Annotated in this window: 13 protein-coding genes; 8 read left to right on the forward strand and 5 right to left on the reverse strand. The window is 68.9% G+C overall.

The window, feature by feature from the left end:
- Positions 1-122: 122 nt before the first annotated feature.
- The 7 genes from AC1DMS_RS08665 to AC1DMS_RS08695 all read left to right on the forward strand — a co-directional run bounded on the left by AC1DMS_RS08665 (position 123) and on the right by AC1DMS_RS08695 (position 8,118).
- Positions 123-1,640, forward strand: a complete 1,518-nt coding sequence (locus AC1DMS_RS08665; protein ID WP_062362031.1) for an amidohydrolase family protein — start codon at positions 123-125, stop codon at positions 1,638-1,640.
- A gap of 50 nt (positions 1,641-1,690) precedes the next feature.
- Positions 1,691-2,749: an ABC transporter substrate-binding protein gene (locus tag AC1DMS_RS08670; protein ID WP_244883480.1), complete on the forward strand. Its 1,059-nt coding sequence runs from the start codon at positions 1,691-1,693 to the stop codon at positions 2,747-2,749.
- A 136-nt stretch (positions 2,750-2,885) separates the two neighbouring features.
- A complete protein-coding gene (locus tag AC1DMS_RS08675; RefSeq protein WP_062362034.1) occupies positions 2,886-3,752 on the forward strand; it encodes an ABC transporter permease in 867 nt (288 codons plus the stop codon).
- Positions 3,749-4,561: an ABC transporter permease gene (locus AC1DMS_RS08680; protein WP_027729406.1), complete on the forward strand. Its 813-nt coding sequence runs from the start codon at positions 3,749-3,751 to the stop codon at positions 4,559-4,561. Before AC1DMS_RS08675 ends, AC1DMS_RS08680 begins: the two co-directional genes overlap by 4 nt.
- Before the next feature lie 29 nt (positions 4,562-4,590).
- Positions 4,591-5,451, forward strand: a complete 861-nt coding sequence (locus tag AC1DMS_RS08685) for an ABC transporter ATP-binding protein (RefSeq protein ID WP_027729407.1) — start codon at positions 4,591-4,593, stop codon at positions 5,449-5,451.
- Between the two features lie 37 nt (positions 5,452-5,488).
- Positions 5,489-6,862, forward strand: a complete 1,374-nt coding sequence (locus AC1DMS_RS08690) for an LLM class flavin-dependent oxidoreductase (protein ID WP_027729408.1) — start codon at positions 5,489-5,491, stop codon at positions 6,860-6,862.
- 35 nt (positions 6,863-6,897) lie between these two features.
- Positions 6,898-8,118: an acyl-CoA dehydrogenase family protein gene (locus AC1DMS_RS08695; RefSeq protein WP_478180872.1), complete on the forward strand. Its 1,221-nt coding sequence runs from the start codon at positions 6,898-6,900 to the stop codon at positions 8,116-8,118.
- On the opposite strand, the gene AC1DMS_RS08700 is transcribed toward AC1DMS_RS08695, so the two are convergent.
- From AC1DMS_RS08700 to msuE, 5 genes are read right to left on the reverse strand one after another with little or no spacing between them, the layout of a single operon-like run.
- On the reverse strand, positions 8,119-9,492 hold the full coding sequence (locus AC1DMS_RS08700) for an LLM class flavin-dependent oxidoreductase (RefSeq protein ID WP_027729410.1): 1,374 nt from the start codon (positions 9,490-9,492) through the stop codon (positions 8,119-8,121).
- Position 9,493: 1 nt separating this feature from the next.
- Positions 9,494-10,357, reverse strand: coding sequence for a MetQ/NlpA family ABC transporter substrate-binding protein (locus AC1DMS_RS08705; protein WP_027729411.1), 864 nt, complete (start codon positions 10,355-10,357; stop codon positions 9,494-9,496).
- 46 nt (positions 10,358-10,403) lie between these two features.
- Complete coding sequence (locus tag AC1DMS_RS08710) at positions 10,404-11,639, reverse strand: SfnB family sulfur acquisition oxidoreductase (RefSeq protein WP_049805733.1); 1,236 nt, start codon at positions 11,637-11,639, stop codon at positions 10,404-10,406.
- 51 nt (positions 11,640-11,690) lie between these two features.
- Positions 11,691-12,962, reverse strand: coding sequence for an SfnB family sulfur acquisition oxidoreductase (locus tag AC1DMS_RS08715; protein ID WP_062362036.1), 1,272 nt, complete (start codon positions 12,960-12,962; stop codon positions 11,691-11,693).
- 11 nt (positions 12,963-12,973) lie between these two features.
- Positions 12,974-13,552, reverse strand: a complete 579-nt coding sequence (gene msuE / locus AC1DMS_RS08720; RefSeq protein ID WP_027729414.1) for an FMN reductase — start codon at positions 13,550-13,552, stop codon at positions 12,974-12,976.
- A gap of 188 nt (positions 13,553-13,740) precedes the next feature.
- Here msuE and AC1DMS_RS08725 point away from each other — a divergent pair, with 188 nt between their 5' ends.
- Positions 13,741-14,802, forward strand: coding sequence for an ABC transporter substrate-binding protein (locus AC1DMS_RS08725; protein WP_049805735.1), 1,062 nt, complete (start codon positions 13,741-13,743; stop codon positions 14,800-14,802).
- Position 14,803: the final 1 nt, after the last annotated feature.

Below are 14,803 nucleotides of genomic sequence, written 5' to 3' on the forward strand. Positions count from 1 at the left end.
CATCCGCGCCGAGCTGTGCTCCTTATGCACGCACCGGCTAAGCAATACCGAAAGCCTTCTTTGGCAAGCGCGTGAGCCGCGCGTAGCCTGCGGCGTTCCTTTCCCTTCCAAGGAACCCGCAGATGAACGATCGTTTGAACCGCGTGCATGCCTCGCGCTCCGCCGCCGTGAAGGCCGGCCTCGACCATCCCGTGATCGACACGGATGTCCACGTCAACGACTACGCGCCCGTACTCGAGGATTACGTGGCGCAGTACGGCGGCAGCAAGCTGGTCGACGCGCTGCGCAAGGCGCTGGGCGGACGCTTCGTCACGCGCAATGGCGGCGGCAAGGACTGGTACCAGCAGACGGCCGAGGAGCGCCAGTTCCACCGCACGCTGCGCGCGCCCTGGTGGGCCCGCGTGACGCGCAACACCTACGACCTGGCCACCTACACGCTGCCCGCGCTGCTCTACGAGCGCCTGGGCGAGCAGGGCTCGGACTATTCGATCCTGTTCCCCAACGACGTGCTCTCGCCCGCCGCGGCCGGCAGCGAATACCGCCAGCCGCTGCATCGCGCCATCAACCACTTCCACGCCGACCAGTACCGGCCGTATGCCGACCGCCTGACGCCGGTGGCGGGCATTCCGCTGCACACGCCGCAGGAAGGCATCGAAGAGCTGGAGTTCGCGGTCAAGACGCTCGGCCTGAAGGTGATCAACATCGCAGGCGGGGTGCGCCGGCCGATCCGCGCCATCGCCGAAAAATATCCGGCGAAGGAACACCCGGAGATTGCGAAGCAGACCGGGTACATCGACTTCTACGGCATCGACAGCGAGCACGACTACGACCCCTTCTGGGCCAAGGTGGTGGAACTGGGCGTGCCCGTCACCACGCACTACGGCAGCCAGGGTTGGACCGGCCGGCAGTCGATCAGCAACTACATGAACAACCACATCGGCCACTTTGCCGATGGCTCGCAAGCCTTTGCCAAGGCACTGTTCTTCGGCGGCGTGACGCGGCGCTTTCCCGGCCTGCGCGTGGGCTTGCTCGAAGGCGGTGCCGACTGGGGCTCGCATGTCTACACGCACCTGGTGGACCGCTGGGAAAAGCGCAACAGGAACGCCGTGCGCAACTACGACCCCGCAGAGGCCGACGTCGAACTGCTTGCCTCGCTGTTCGAGCGCTACGGCGGCGACCTGCTCAAGGGCCGTACGATCGACAAGTCGACGCTGCTGCGCGACAGCCTCGGCCTCTCGGCGCTGCCGCACAGCCGAGAGCCGAACGAATCGGAGATCGACGATTTCGCGCTCGCCGGCATCGAGAAGGTGGAGGACATCCGCGACCGCTGGGTGAACAACTTCTACTTCGGCTCCGAGGCCGACGACCGCACGGTGGCCGCGGCGTTCAACACCAAGGTCAATCCGCTGGGCACCAGGATCAACGCGATCTGGTCGTCCGACGTGGGCCACTGGGACGTGCCCGAGTTCACCGAGCCGCTGGCCGAAACCTGGGACCTGGTGCAGCAAGGCGTGATCTCGGCCGCGGACTTCAAGGCCTTTGTCTTCGACAACCCGCACCGCTTCTACACCGAGGCCAATCCGCGCTTCTTCGAAGGCACCGAGGTCGGGCGCAAGCTCGGCCTGAAAGGCGCGAAGTGAACGGCGCGGCACGCTCCCTGTTCACCCGCCTGCGCCGTTGGGCCGCGCCACTGGGCACGCTTGCGCTGGTGGCCGTGGCCGCGCTGCCCGCGCAGGCGGCGCCCGACACCATCCGCATCGGCGTGGCCACCGCGGGCGGCGGCGATCCCGTTACCTGGGGCGGTTCGCCCGGCGGCGTTGCGCGCGTCAACAACTGGCTGGAGGAGGAGTTCAAGGCCACGGGCATCAAGGTCGAATGGCTGTTCTTCAAGGGTGCCGGACCGGCGGTGAACGAGGCGCTGTCGAACAGGCAGATCGATTTCGCCTACCAGGGCGACCTGCCGTCGATCGTCGGGCGCTCCAACGGCCTGAAGACCAAGCTGCTGCTGGCGAGCGGCGCGCGCAACAACCTGTACCTGGTGGCGCCGCCCAAGTCGGACATCCGCTCGATCAAGGACCTGAAGGACCGCACGGTCTCGATCTTCCGCGGTACCAACGGCCACCTCGTGGCCATCAACGTGCTGGCAGCCAACGGCCTGGCCGAGCGCGACATCAAGGGCGTGAACCTCGACACCGGCAGTGCGCAGGCCGCGCTGGTGTCGAGCGGCGTGGATGCGGCCTTCGGCGGCTACGAGTGGTTCAAGGTGCGCGACCAGGGCCTTGCCAAGGTGGTGTATTCCACGCAGGGGCAGGACCCGGCCTTCACGCGCCAGGCCTCGCTGCTGGTGCGCGCGGACTTCGAGCAGGCCAACCCGGCCGAGGTGCAGCGCGTGGTCGACGTGTTCGTGCGGGCGGCGCGCTGGTCGTCGGACGAGAAGAACCGCGATGAGCTCTTCCGCATCTGGGCGCGCAGCGGCACACCGGTGGCTTCGTGGGCGGCGGAGTTCGACCAGCAGCAGCTCGCGGTGCGCAACTCGCCGCTGGCCGACGACTTCATCATCGGGCGCTACAAGGCCGTGGTGGCCGACGCGCTCAAGCTCAAGCTGATCCGCCGCGAGGTGTCGGTCGACGATTGGTTCGACACGCGCTACCTGAAGAACGCGCTGAAGAAGCAGGGGCTGGAGAACTACTGGACGGCCTACGACGCCAAGGGACAGCCGAAGGCGAGTCCATCGGTCGCTTCGCGATGAGGGCGTTGTCTTATCCCCTCTCCCGCTGGCGGGAGAGGGCTAGGGTGAGGGCATCGGCCTTCGCACGAGCACCGCATCTGCAAGCGCCGCTGGCCCTCACCCCAGCCCTCTCCCAGAGGGAGAGGGGGAAAAACCGATGAGCGCCGAAGTCGAATTGGCAGCCGTCCTGCGGCCTCGCGACGACGCGCCCGCGTCCGCGGCGCGAACGATCGCGCCGTTGCTGGCGCGGATGCCCTGGCGGCGCATCGGCGACAGCACGCTCCCCTGGCTGCTGCCCATCGCCCTGCTCGCGCTGTGGTTCACGGGCGCCGAGCAGGGCTGGATCTCGCCGCAGGTGCTGCCGCCGCCGCAGTTCGTGTGGGAAACATTGCGCGACCTGGCCATGAGCGGTGATCTCTGGCTACACGTGAGCACCAGTTTCACGCGCGTGGGTGTCGGCTTTGCAGTGGGCACCCTGCTCGGCCTCGCGCTGGGCTCGGCCATGGGCCTGTCGCGCAGCTTCGAGACCTATGTGCTGCCCAGCTTCAATGCGCTGGTGCAGATCCCGGTGCTGGCCTGGCTGCCTTTCGTGCTGCTGATCGTGGGCATTGGCGAGCCGCTGAAGTACATCCTCATCGCCAAGGCGGCACTGGTGCCGGTGGCGCTCAACACGCTGCAGGGCTTCCGCCAGACCCCGTCCGCGCTGCGCGAAGTCGGCCAGGTCTATGGCTATACGCGGCGCCAGCAGGTGCTGGAAATCGTGCTGCCGCACGCCGTGCCCACGCTCTTCACCGGCGTGCGGCTGGGCTTCACCAAGGCCTGGCTCTCGCTGGTGGTGGTGGAACTGGTGGCGTCGAGCGAAGGGCTGGGCTACCTCATCGTCTATGGCCGGCAGCTGTTCCAGCTCGACCTGGTGATGGCGGCCGTGATCGTGGTGGGTGCGATCGGCTATGCCATCGACCGCCTGCTCGATCGGCTCGAAACCTCGATGCACCGGCGCCAGCCGGGCGGAGCCGCGCCATGAACACCGTCACGCGGGAAGCCGCCGAACTGGCTGCCGTGCAACCGCTGCAGCCTGAGCAGCGCAGCCGCTGGCGCGGCTTCGTGCTGCCCGTGGCGGCTGTCTTGCTGTGGTGGCTGCTGTCGTCGCTCGACGTCGTGAACTCGGCGCTGCTGGTCTCGCCGGCCAAGGTGCTCGATACCGCGATCGACCAGGTGGCAAGCGGACGCCTCTGGCGTGCGCTCGGCGCGAGCCTGGCGCGCGAAGCGACGGGCTTTGCGATCGGCACCGCGTCGGGCCTCGTGCTCGGCGCGCTGCTGGGGCTGTCGGCGCTCTTCAACCGCATCGCCGGTCCGAGCTTCAACACCTTCAAGCAGATCTCGCTGTTCGCGTGGATTCCGCTGATCTCGGTGTGGTTCGGCCTTGGCGACGTTGCCAAGGTGGTGTTCCTCTCGCTGGCCGCGCTGGTGCCGGTGGTGGTCAACACCTGCGACGGCATCCGCACCGCGCCGGCCGGCCTGCTCGAGGTGGCGCGCGTCTATGGCTACACGCGCTGGCAGACCGTCACGCAGGTGGTGCTGCCGGCCGCCCTGCCCTCGATCTTCACGGGCGTCTACCTGGCGCTCATCTATTCCTGGCTTGCGACCATCGGCGCCGAGTACCTGCTGGTGGCCGGCCGCGGCATCGGCAACACGTTGATCGAGGGCAGCGAGCATTTCCAGATGGACCTGGTCATCTTCGGCATGTTCGTGATCGGCCTCGTCGGCTGGCTCATGAACGCCTCGGCCCGCACGCTGGAGCGCCGGCTGGCGCGCTGGACCGGGCGCGCATGAACCACGCACGCAGAAAGAACTCACCTTCCATGACCTCCCTCCTTGCGAACCCCTCCAACGAACTCGACATCCGCGGCCTCGGCAAGCGCTATGCCAGCACGCAGGCCAGCGGCGGCGAACTGCAGGTGCTCGAAGGCATCGACCTGCACATTCCGGCCGGCCGCTTCGTGAGCATCGTCGGCACCAGCGGCTGCGGCAAGTCCACGCTGCTGCGGCTCATCCTCGGCTTGGACGCGCAGTACGAGGGCCGGATCCTGCTCGACGGTGAACCGATCTCGGGCCCCGGCCGCGAGCGCGGCATCGTGTTCCAGGACCACCGCCTCTTTCCCTGGCTCACGGTGGAGCAGAACATCGCGGTGGGCCTGCGCAACGCACCCTTCAGCGCCAAGGAAAAGCGCGACCTGGTGGCCGAGCATGTCGCGCTGGTCGGGCTCGAGGGCTTCGAAAAATCGTGGCCGCACCAGATCTCCGGCGGCATGGCGCAGCGCGTGGCGATTGCGCGCGGCCTGGTGAACCGGCCGCGCGTGCTGCTGCTCGACGAGCCCTTCGGCGCGCTCGATGCACTCACACGCTCGCGGCTGCAGAACGAGCTTCAGCGCATCTGGCAGAAAGAGCGCATCACCATGCTGCTGGTGACCCACGATGTCGAGGAAGCCGTCTTCCTGGGCGATCGTGTGGTGGTGATGCAGCCCTCGCCCGGCCGCATCCGGCGCACCGTCGAGGTCGATCTGCCGCACCCGCGCAACCGCAGCGACCCGGCATTCATTGCCTTGCGCGACGACGTGCTCAGCGACTTCCTCGATGCCGATACCGATCGCACGCCGGCCGCCGCACCGCCACCCGAAACTGTCGGCACCGGCCTGCCGCAGCGGCTGCAGCTGGCGTGGTGATCGCGCTCCTTCTCTCTTTTTCCAAGGCATTCGACCCATGGCTTCATCCACGCGCCAGTTCAAGCTCGGCGCCTTCCTCATGCAGACCGGCCACCATATCGCGGCCTGGCGCCATCCGGGCGCGCAGGCCGATGCCGGGAGCAACTTCCGCCACTACGTCGAACTGGCGCAGAAGGCGGAAGCGGCCAAGTTCGACGCCATCTTCCTGGCCGATTCGGTCGGCGTTCGCAACAGCGACCTGGCGTCGCTCTCGCGCACGGCGCGCGCCGACCACTTCGAGCCGCTCACGCTGCTTGCCGCCATTGCGGCGCTGACCGAGCGCATCGGGCTCATCGCCACGGTGTCGACGAGCTTCAACGAGCCCTTCAACGTGGCGCGCAAGTTTGCCTCGCTCGACCAGATCAGCGGCGGGCGCTCGGGCTGGAACCTCGTGACCTCCAGCGGCACCGGCGAGGCGCAGAACTTCAACCGCGACGAACATTTCGAGCACGCGCTGCGCTACGAGCGCGCGGCCGAGTTCCACGACGTGGTCACGGGCCTGTGGGACAGCTGGGAGGACGACAGCTTCGTGCGCGACAAGCCAAGCGGCCGCTACTTCGACGAGCACAAGCTGCACGTGCTGGGCCACAAGGGCACGCACTTCTCGGTGCGCGGCCCGCTCAACGTGGCGCGCTCGCCGCAGGGGCGGCCGGTGGTGGTGCAGGCCGGCGCCTCCGAAGCGGGCCGCGACCTGGCCGCGCGGACGGCCGAAGTGATCTTCGTCGCGCACCAGACCTTCGACGAGGCGAAGGCCTTCTACGCCGACATCAAGGGCCGGCTGCCGCGCCATGGCCGCCACCCCGATGACGTGAAGATCATGCCCGGCATCTTCCCCGTGGTCGGCCGCACGCAGGCAGAGGCCGAGGAGAAGTTCGAGCAGCTGCAGCAACTGGTGCACCCGGTGGTCGGCGTGTCGCTGCTGTCGAACGTGATCGGAGGCTTCGATTTCTCCAGGCTGCCGGTCGACGGCCCGCTGCCCGAACTGCCGGAAACCAACGGCCCCAAGAGCCGCCAGCGGCTGCTGCTGGACCTGGCGCGGCGCGAAAACCTCAGCATCCGCGATCTCTACCTGCGCATTGCCGGCGCGCGCGGCCACCAGCAGGTGGTGGGTACGCCCGCCCGCGTTGCCGACCAGCTGCAGCAGTGGTTCGAGGAACGCGGCGCGGACGGCTTCAACATCATGGCGCCGTGGTTCCCGGGCGGCCTGGACGATTTCATCGAACTGGTGCTGCCCGAGCTGCGGCGGCGCGGCCTGTTCCGCACCGAGTACGAAGGCCGCACGCTGCGCGAGCACCTCGGGCTGCGGCGACCCGCGCATCCGGCGCATCCGGCGCATTCGGCGCGCGAGGCGCATCCGGCCGCCATCGCGTGACCGCCTTCTCCACCTTTCCTGGTACCTCATCGTTCATGCCCCCACCACCCCCTGCCTGCGAACAGCTCGCCGAGCGCTTCCGCCCCGTCTTCGCCCGCATCGCCGAACATGCCGCCCAACGCGAGAACGAGCGCGCACTGGCCTACGACGCCGTCACCTGGCTGCGCGAAGCGAACTTCGGCGCGCTGCGCGTGCCGCGGGTCCACGGTGGCCTTGGCGCTTCGGTCGAGCAGTTGTTCGACCTGCTCATCGAGCTTGGCGCCGCCGATTCGAACCTGCCGCAGATCCTGCGCGCGCACTTCGGCTTCATCGAACGGCTCTATGCCGAGATCGATCCCGAGCTGCATGCACCCTGGCTGCGGCGCGCGGCCGACGGCGCGATCTTCGGCAATGCCACCACCGAGTTGGGCGAGGCCGAGCTGGGCACGCTGCAAACCACGCTCACGCGCGACGGCAAGGGCTGGCTGCTCGATGGCGACAAGTACTACAGCACAGGCACGCTCTATGCCGACTGGATTCCCGTGACCGCCCAGCGCGCGGACGATCCGAGCAAGCAAGGCCGGGTGCTGGTGCTTGTGCCCGCGGAAGCGAGCGGCGTGGAACGCATCGACGACTGGCGCGGCTTCGGCCAACGCCTGACCGGGTCGGGTACCACGCGCTTTCGCCGTGTCGCTGTCGAGGCCGGCAATGTGCTGACCTACGACCGCGACCGGCCGACGCCGCTCACGGCCCATTTCCAGCTCACCCACCTGGCCACGCTGGCCGGCATCGCGCGCGCGATCGAGCGCGACGCGGTCGCCTTCGTGCAGCCGCGCAAGCGCGTATACAGCCACGGCAGCGGCACCACGCCGCGGGAAGATCCGTTGGTCCAGCAGGTGGTGGGGCAGCTTTCCAGCGCGGCCTTCACGGCCGCCGCAACGGTGGCTGCAGTGGCCCGCGGGCTGGGCGACATCGACCGCATGCACCAGCGCGGCGAGCCCGTTCCCGAAAGCCTGCTCGTCGACGTGGAGCTGCGCACCGCCAAGGCGCAGGTCGGCATCGTCGACACCGTGCTGAACGCCGCGACGCGCCTGTTCGATGTCGGCGGCGCCTCGGCGCTGCAGGAAGACCGGCGGCTGGATCGCCACTGGCGCAACGCGCGCACGCTGGCCTCGCACAACCCGGTGATCTACAAGGCGCGCGCGGTCGGCGACCACGCGATCAACGGAACCCGGCCGACCTTCTATTGGGCAGTGGGAAGCCGGGCCGAAAGTTGATCAGGCCTCGCCGGCGCGATGGCGGAACTGCGCCGCCGCATGGCGCGCAGGCAGCCGGTCGCCGGCATCGAACAGTTTGCGGCGCAGGCTGCCCTCGGCATAGGCGGTCTTGTAGACGCCGCGGTCCTGCAGCTCGGGCACGACCAGGTCGACGAAATCCTCGTAGCTCTCGGGCACCACGGTGCGGCTCAGGTTGAAGCCGTCCGCGCCGGTCTCGTCGATCCACGACTGCAGTTCGTCCGCCACCTGCGCCGCATCTCCGACGATGGCCGGGTAGCGCCCGCCGAGCTCGAACAGGTCCAGCAGCTTGCGGCGCGTCCAGCCCTGCTGCTCGGCGGTGCGGGTGGCCGATTCGATGGCGTTGGTCTTTCCGTAGTCGATCGGCTCGTCCAGGCCGTAGCGCGCGTAGTCGATGCCCGTGCTGGCCGAGAAGTGCGCCAGGCCCGCCTCGCGGCTCGCGTAGTCCCGGTAGTCCGCGTACTTTTCCTGCGCCTCCTTCGCGCTCGCGCCCGGCACCACCGCCGCGCCGACGAACACCTTGACGTCGTCGGGACGCCGGCCGGCCTGCACCAGCTGTTCGCGCAGTGCCTGCACGGTCTGGCGCGCTGCTTCCTTGCTGGGCGGCGAGATGAAGACGCACTCCGCGTGCCGCGCGGCAAAGCGCTGGCCGCGGCCGGAGCTGCCGGCCTGGAACAACACCGGCGTGCGCTGCGGCGAGGGCTCGGCCAGGTGGTAGCCCTCGACCTGGTGGTAGCGGCCGTCGTGCCGCACCTTGTGCACCCTGGCCGGGTCCGCGAAGACGCGCGCGGCCTTGTCGCGCCGCACCGCCGCGTCTTCCCAGCTCCCTTCCCACAGCTTGTAGAGCACTTCCAGGTACTCGTCGGCCCGTTCGTAGCGCTCGTCGTGCGCGATCTGCTCGGCCAGGCCCATCGCGCGCGCGGCGCTGTCGAGATAGCCGGTGACGATGTTCCAGCCGATGCGTCCGCGCGTGAGATGGTCCAGCGTCGAGAAGCGCCGCGCCAGCAGGTAGGGCTGCTCGTAGGTCAGATTGACCGTCACGCCGAAGCCCAGGTGCCGGGTCGCCGCCGCCATGGCCGATACCAGCATCAGCGGGTCGTTCACCGGCAACTGGATCGACTCGCGCAGCGTCACGTCTACGTTGTGCTGGTAGACGTCGTAGACGCCCACGATGTCGGCAATGAACAGGCCGTCGAACAGGCCGCGCTCCAGCGTGCGCGCGATGCCGGTCCAGTGTTCGAGCGTGTTGTATTCGAGCGAGTGGTCGCGCGGATGGGTCCACAGGCCATGGTTGATGTGGCCCACGCAGTTCATGTTGAACGCGTTGAGCAGGATCTCTTTCTTCTTCTGCGCCATGTCAGAACGCCGGCAGCACGCCGCCCGCGAAGGTCTTGACGATGAAGTCGCGCACCTCGTCGGTCTGGTAGGCCTTGACCAGCTGCTGCACCCAGGGCTGTTCCTTGTCCTGTTCGCGCACCGCGATCAGGCAGGCATAGGGGCCTTCCTTGTCCTCGACCAGGATGCCGTCGCGCGCCGGATTGAGGCCGGCCTTGTTGGCATAGTCGGCGTTGACGGCCGAGGCATCGGTGTCGTCGAGCGTGCGCGGCAGCTGCGCGGCCTCGATCTCGACGAAGCGGAACTTCCGCGGGTTCTCGGTGATGTCGCGCGGCGTGGCGTTGATGCCCGCGATCGGGTCGATGCCGCTCTTGAGCTTGATGGCGCCGGCCTTCTGCAGCAGCAACAGCACCCGGCTTTCGTTCGACGGGTCGTTGGGAATGGCGATGCTGGCGCCCTCGGGCAGGTCCTTGAACGATTTGAACTTGCGCGAATAGATCGCGATGGGGCCGATCCAGGTGCGGCCGAAGCCGACGATCCTGTAGCCGCGCGAACGCACCTGCGCCGCGAGGAAGGGCCGGTGCTGGAAGCTGTTGGCGTCCAGGTCGCCGGCATCGAGCGCGGCGTTGGGCCGGCTGTAGTCGGTGAAGGGCACGATCTGGATCTTCAGGCCGTAGTCGCGCTCGGCCACGCGCTTGGCGACCTCGAAGGTCTGCTCGTGCGGCCCGGTCGTGACGCCTACCTTCAGGACCTTGGTGGTGCCGGGCGGCTCCTTGAGGGCCGCGAAGGCGGGCAGGCCCGCGCCGGCGGCGGTGGCGGCGGCCGAGGCGAATTGCAGCAGGCGGCGGCGCGACAGCGCGGCGGAAAGCGATGGGAAGCGGCTCAAGCAAGACTCCGAAGAAGAACGGGAAAAGAAGAAAAAGAATCGGTGCTCACAGCGCGCCGTGCCGCGGCGGGAACCGGTCGTTGAGGTGGTAGTTGCCGATGTGGTGGTACTTCCAGCGCACCGGGTCGTGCAGCGTGTGGGTGCGCGCGTTGCGCCAGAAGCGGTCCAGCCCCAGGCCGTCGAGCGTGGCGCCGGTGCCGGCCAGCTCGAACAGGCGGTTGCCGGCGTCGAGCGAGGCGGTGGTGCTCAGCACGCGGGCCTCGGCCACTGCGATCGATGCCGCGGCCACGCTGTGCTCGCCGGGCGCGCGCTGGGCCGCTTCGACGAAGCGCGCGGCGCGGCGCAGCAGGGCCTCGGCCGCGCGCAGGCGCACCGCCACCTCGCCGGTCAGCTGGATCGCGAGCGGGTCTTCGCTGGCGCGTTCCACGCCGGCATCGATCCACGGCCGCGCTCGCTCGCGCACGAAGGGCAGCGTGGCCTCGAAGGCGCCGCGCCCGATGCCAAGGTCGATGGCGGCATGCAGCAGCTGCGCGAACGGGCCGATGGTGGTGGGCCGTTCGAAGGAGGCCAGGAAGGGAACGACCCAGGCCGGGTCGATCTGCACCCCCTCGAAGCGCACCGAGCCGCTGCCCGTCACGCGCTGGCCGAAGCCGTCCCAGTCGTCCACGATGCTCACGCCCTCGGCGCGGCGCGGCACGAAGGCGAGCTTGGTCACTTCGCGTTCGCCCTCCTGTGCCACGACCAGCGTGGGAATCCAGTGCGCGAACAGTGCGCCGGTGCAGTAGAACTTCTGCCCGTCGACCTGCAGGCTGCCGCCCTCCTCGTGCAGGCGCGTTCGGCGCTTGAAGTCCTTGTGGCCGATCTCCGCGAGCGCATTGCCGAAGCGCTCGCCTTCGAGCACGCGGCGGTAGAAAAAGCTTTTCTGGGCCTCGGTGCCGCCGACGCGCAGCACCTCCAGCGCGTAGTAGTGGTTCTGCGGAATCTGCCCGAGCGAGCCGTCGGCGGCCGAGATGATGGCGATCACCTCCGCCAGCGTGCGTGCCGACACGCCGGCGCCGCCATGCTCGCGCGGCACCGTGATGGCCCAGAGCCCGCTGGCGGTGAAGCGCTCCAGCTCGTCCCAGGGCAGGCGCCGCTCGCGGTCGCGCACCGCGGCATCGCGCGCGAAGTCGGCGGCGAGCTCGCGCGCGATCTGCAGCGCCTGGGCATCGTCGCGGATGCGCAGCGGCCTCTGCGCAGGGACGGGTGCGGGCTGTGCATCGGCGCGGGCGGGAGCTCGCATCGCGGGCGCCTCGGATGTGCGATCGGGAAGAAGAGCGGTGAGCGTCATCGATCAGTTCCAGGAATGCCGCGGCGGTGGCACGTGGTTGAGCAGGTAGTTGCCGATCAGGTGCGCCTTCCAGCGCACCGGGTCGTGCAGGGTGTGGGTGCGGGCGTTGCGCCAGTGGCGGCCGAGGTTGTGGGCTTCGCGCGTGGCCGAGGAGCCGGCGAGCTCGAACAGCTTCTCGCTGGCATCGAGCGCGATGCGCGTCGTCAGCACCTTGGCCTCGGCCACGGCAACCGAGGCGCGCGCGCTGGATTCGGCGGTGACGGGCCGGGCCGCCATGGCATCGAGCGTGCGGCCACTTTCCAGCAGCACCTCGTGCGCGGCATGCAAGTCCACCTCGAGGCGGCCCACGTCCTGGATGATGTAAGGGTCGTCCGCCGCGCGGGCCACGCCGGCATCGGTCCAGGGCCGCGCATACTCGCGCACGAAGGCGATTGCCTCGGCGAGCGCGGCCTGCGCAATGCCCTGGTCGATGGCCGCCTGCAGGAGCTGCGAGCCGGGGCCGAACAGGCCGGGCCGGTCGGCCAGCTGCCACAGCGGCAGCACGTCCGCCTCGTCGACCGGCACGGCCTCGAAGCGCACCGTGCCGCTGGCCGTGGTGCGCTGGCCGAAGGAGGACCAGTCGTCGACCACCGTGAGCCCGGGCGCATCGCGCGGCAACCACACCTGCACGGCGCGGCCCTGGTCGTCGAGCGCGCGTGCCGGCACGCGGTGGGCGAACAGCGCACCGGTCGAATAGAAGCGCTCGCCGTCCAGGCGCAGTCCCTGGGGCGTGCGGCGCAGCCGTGTCGCGCCCTCCGCGATGGTCTTCGATCGCCGCTCCGGCCCCGCATTGCCCAGGCGCTGGCCCGCGAGCACCTCGGCGTAGAAGCGGGTCTTCTGCGGCTCGGTGCCGATCTCGCGGAGCACGCCCAGCACGCCGAAGTGGTTCTGCGGGATCTGGCCGAGCGAGGCGTCGGCGGCCGACAGGATCACGAAGACCTCGGCCAGCGTGGCGTAGGACACGTCGGCACCGCCATGCGCGCGCGGCACGGTGATGCCGCCGAGCCCGCTCTCGGACCAAAGGTCGAGCTCATCCCACGGCAAGCGCCGCTCGCGGTCGCGCGCAGAAGCACCGGGGGCGAACAGCGCGGCAAGGCGGTGGGCGGCCTCCAGCGCTTCGCCGTCGCTGCGGATGCGCCGCACGCGCGCGGGATCGGGGTCGCGCGGTTTGCGCGGTTTGCGCGGTTTGCGCGGCACGGCGAATCCGTCGGGAAGAAGTTCAAGCGGGGAGGACATCGGCGAATCGCTCAGGCCAGCGCCAGCGAAGGCACTTCGAGCGGCCTGCCCGCGCGCTGGCGCAGCACGGGCAATGCGCGCTCGACGGCCAATGCGATGCGTGCGCGCAGTGCATCGCCGCTCACGCGGTAGTTGTCGAATTCCTTGTCGGTCGCATAGACGCCGACTGGCAGCGTGTGGGCCTGGAAGAAGCTGAACAGCGGGCGCAGCTGGTGGTCGATGGCCAGTGCGTGGCGGTCGCTGCCGCCGGTGGCCGCAAGCAGCACCGGCACGTCGATCAACGCTTCGTGATGAACGAAGTCGAAGAAGTGCTTGAAAAGCCCGGTGTACGAACCGCGATAGATCGGGCTCGCCACCAGCAGCAGGTCGGCGGATTCCACGTCCTTGAGCGACTGCTCGACCTCGGCTGGAAGCTGGCCGCGCTGCAGCACGCCGCCGAACTTCGGCACCAACTGGCCCAGTTCGACGAGGCGCGTCTCGGCGGGCCAGGCGTCGGTCAGGCCCTCCAGCAGTTCCTCGACCAGCGCGAGCGTGCGCGAAGGGCGTTGCAGGCCGCCGGAGACAGCGACGATCTTGAATTTGTGAGTCATGGTGGAAGAGCAGAAGAAGAAAAAGGCCAGGCCATGAATGTGCCGGCCGCGCGGCGCTTTTGGCGCATGGCTGCTAGAAGCATTTCAGCTATGGATGCGCGGTTTTCTTCGTTGAGGAAGCAGGCGTGGCTTCCTAGGATCGGCGCTTCGCAACCAGCCAGACCGCTCCCGCGCCGGAGCGCGCCGCCATGCCCATCGAGACGCCCTCCTCTTCCCATGCCAGCGCCCCGCCTTCGAGGCGCCTGGCGCTCAAGACCTTCGCTTCGCTCGCCTCCGTGGCGGCCATCGGCAGCCTCGGGCTTTCGGGCTGCTCGCGCGAGGCCGGTGGCCCGGCCGTGGTGAAGAAGACCGGCGACAAGGTGGCGTTCAAGTACCCGAACAACCCGTCGTTCGACCTGATCTACCTGGCCGACGAGCTCGGCTACTTCGACGGCACCAACACCCGCCCCGAGTACGTCGGCAAGATCGCCGCGCCGCAGATCATTCCGCTGGTGGGCACGGGCGAGATCGACTTCGGCAGCCGCATGGTGCCGCTGGTGATCTCGGCCATTGCGTCGGGCGCGGACCTCAAGGTGGTGGCCGCGGGCGGCAAGACGCTGCAGGAGGCGCCGCACATGAAGTACTTCGTTCGCAAGGACTCGGGCATCCGCAACCCGAAGGACCTGGAGGGCAAGACCATCGGCTTCAACAGCTTCGGCGCCTGCGCCGAGTTCGTGACCAAGAAGTACCTGCGCCAGCACGGCGTGGACGTGGCGAAGATCAACTTCGTCGTGGTGCCCGACGAGCAGGCCGAGCAGACGCTGGTGACCGGCAACACCGACCTCGCGATCATCCACGCGCCCTTCTCGGGCCGGGCCGACAACGCCGAGCCCCTGGTGCGGCTGTGGAGCGACTACGACCTGGACGGCGGCCTGGGCGGCATGGCGCCGTACAGCGCGCATGGCCAGTTCATCCGCCAGCACCCCGAGGCGGTGCGCGATGTGGTGGCGGCGCTCGCCAAGGCCGGCAACTGGGTCAACGCCAACACCGAGGAAGCGCGCAAGCTGGTGGCCAAGCGCATCAACATGGACCTGAAGAACGTCGACCGCTACGCCTATGTCGACGACCTGGTGGTGACCGAGCCGCCGATCCAGTACTACATCGACATCCTGCAGTCCGAGGGCAAGCTCGCGGCCGGCAAGGTGGCGGTGAAGGACGTCTACACGAACGAGTTCAATCCCTTCGCGCAGCAGCAGGCCGCGAAGTCCTGAC

Source organism: Variovorax sp. 05T418 (assembly GCF_056396385.1).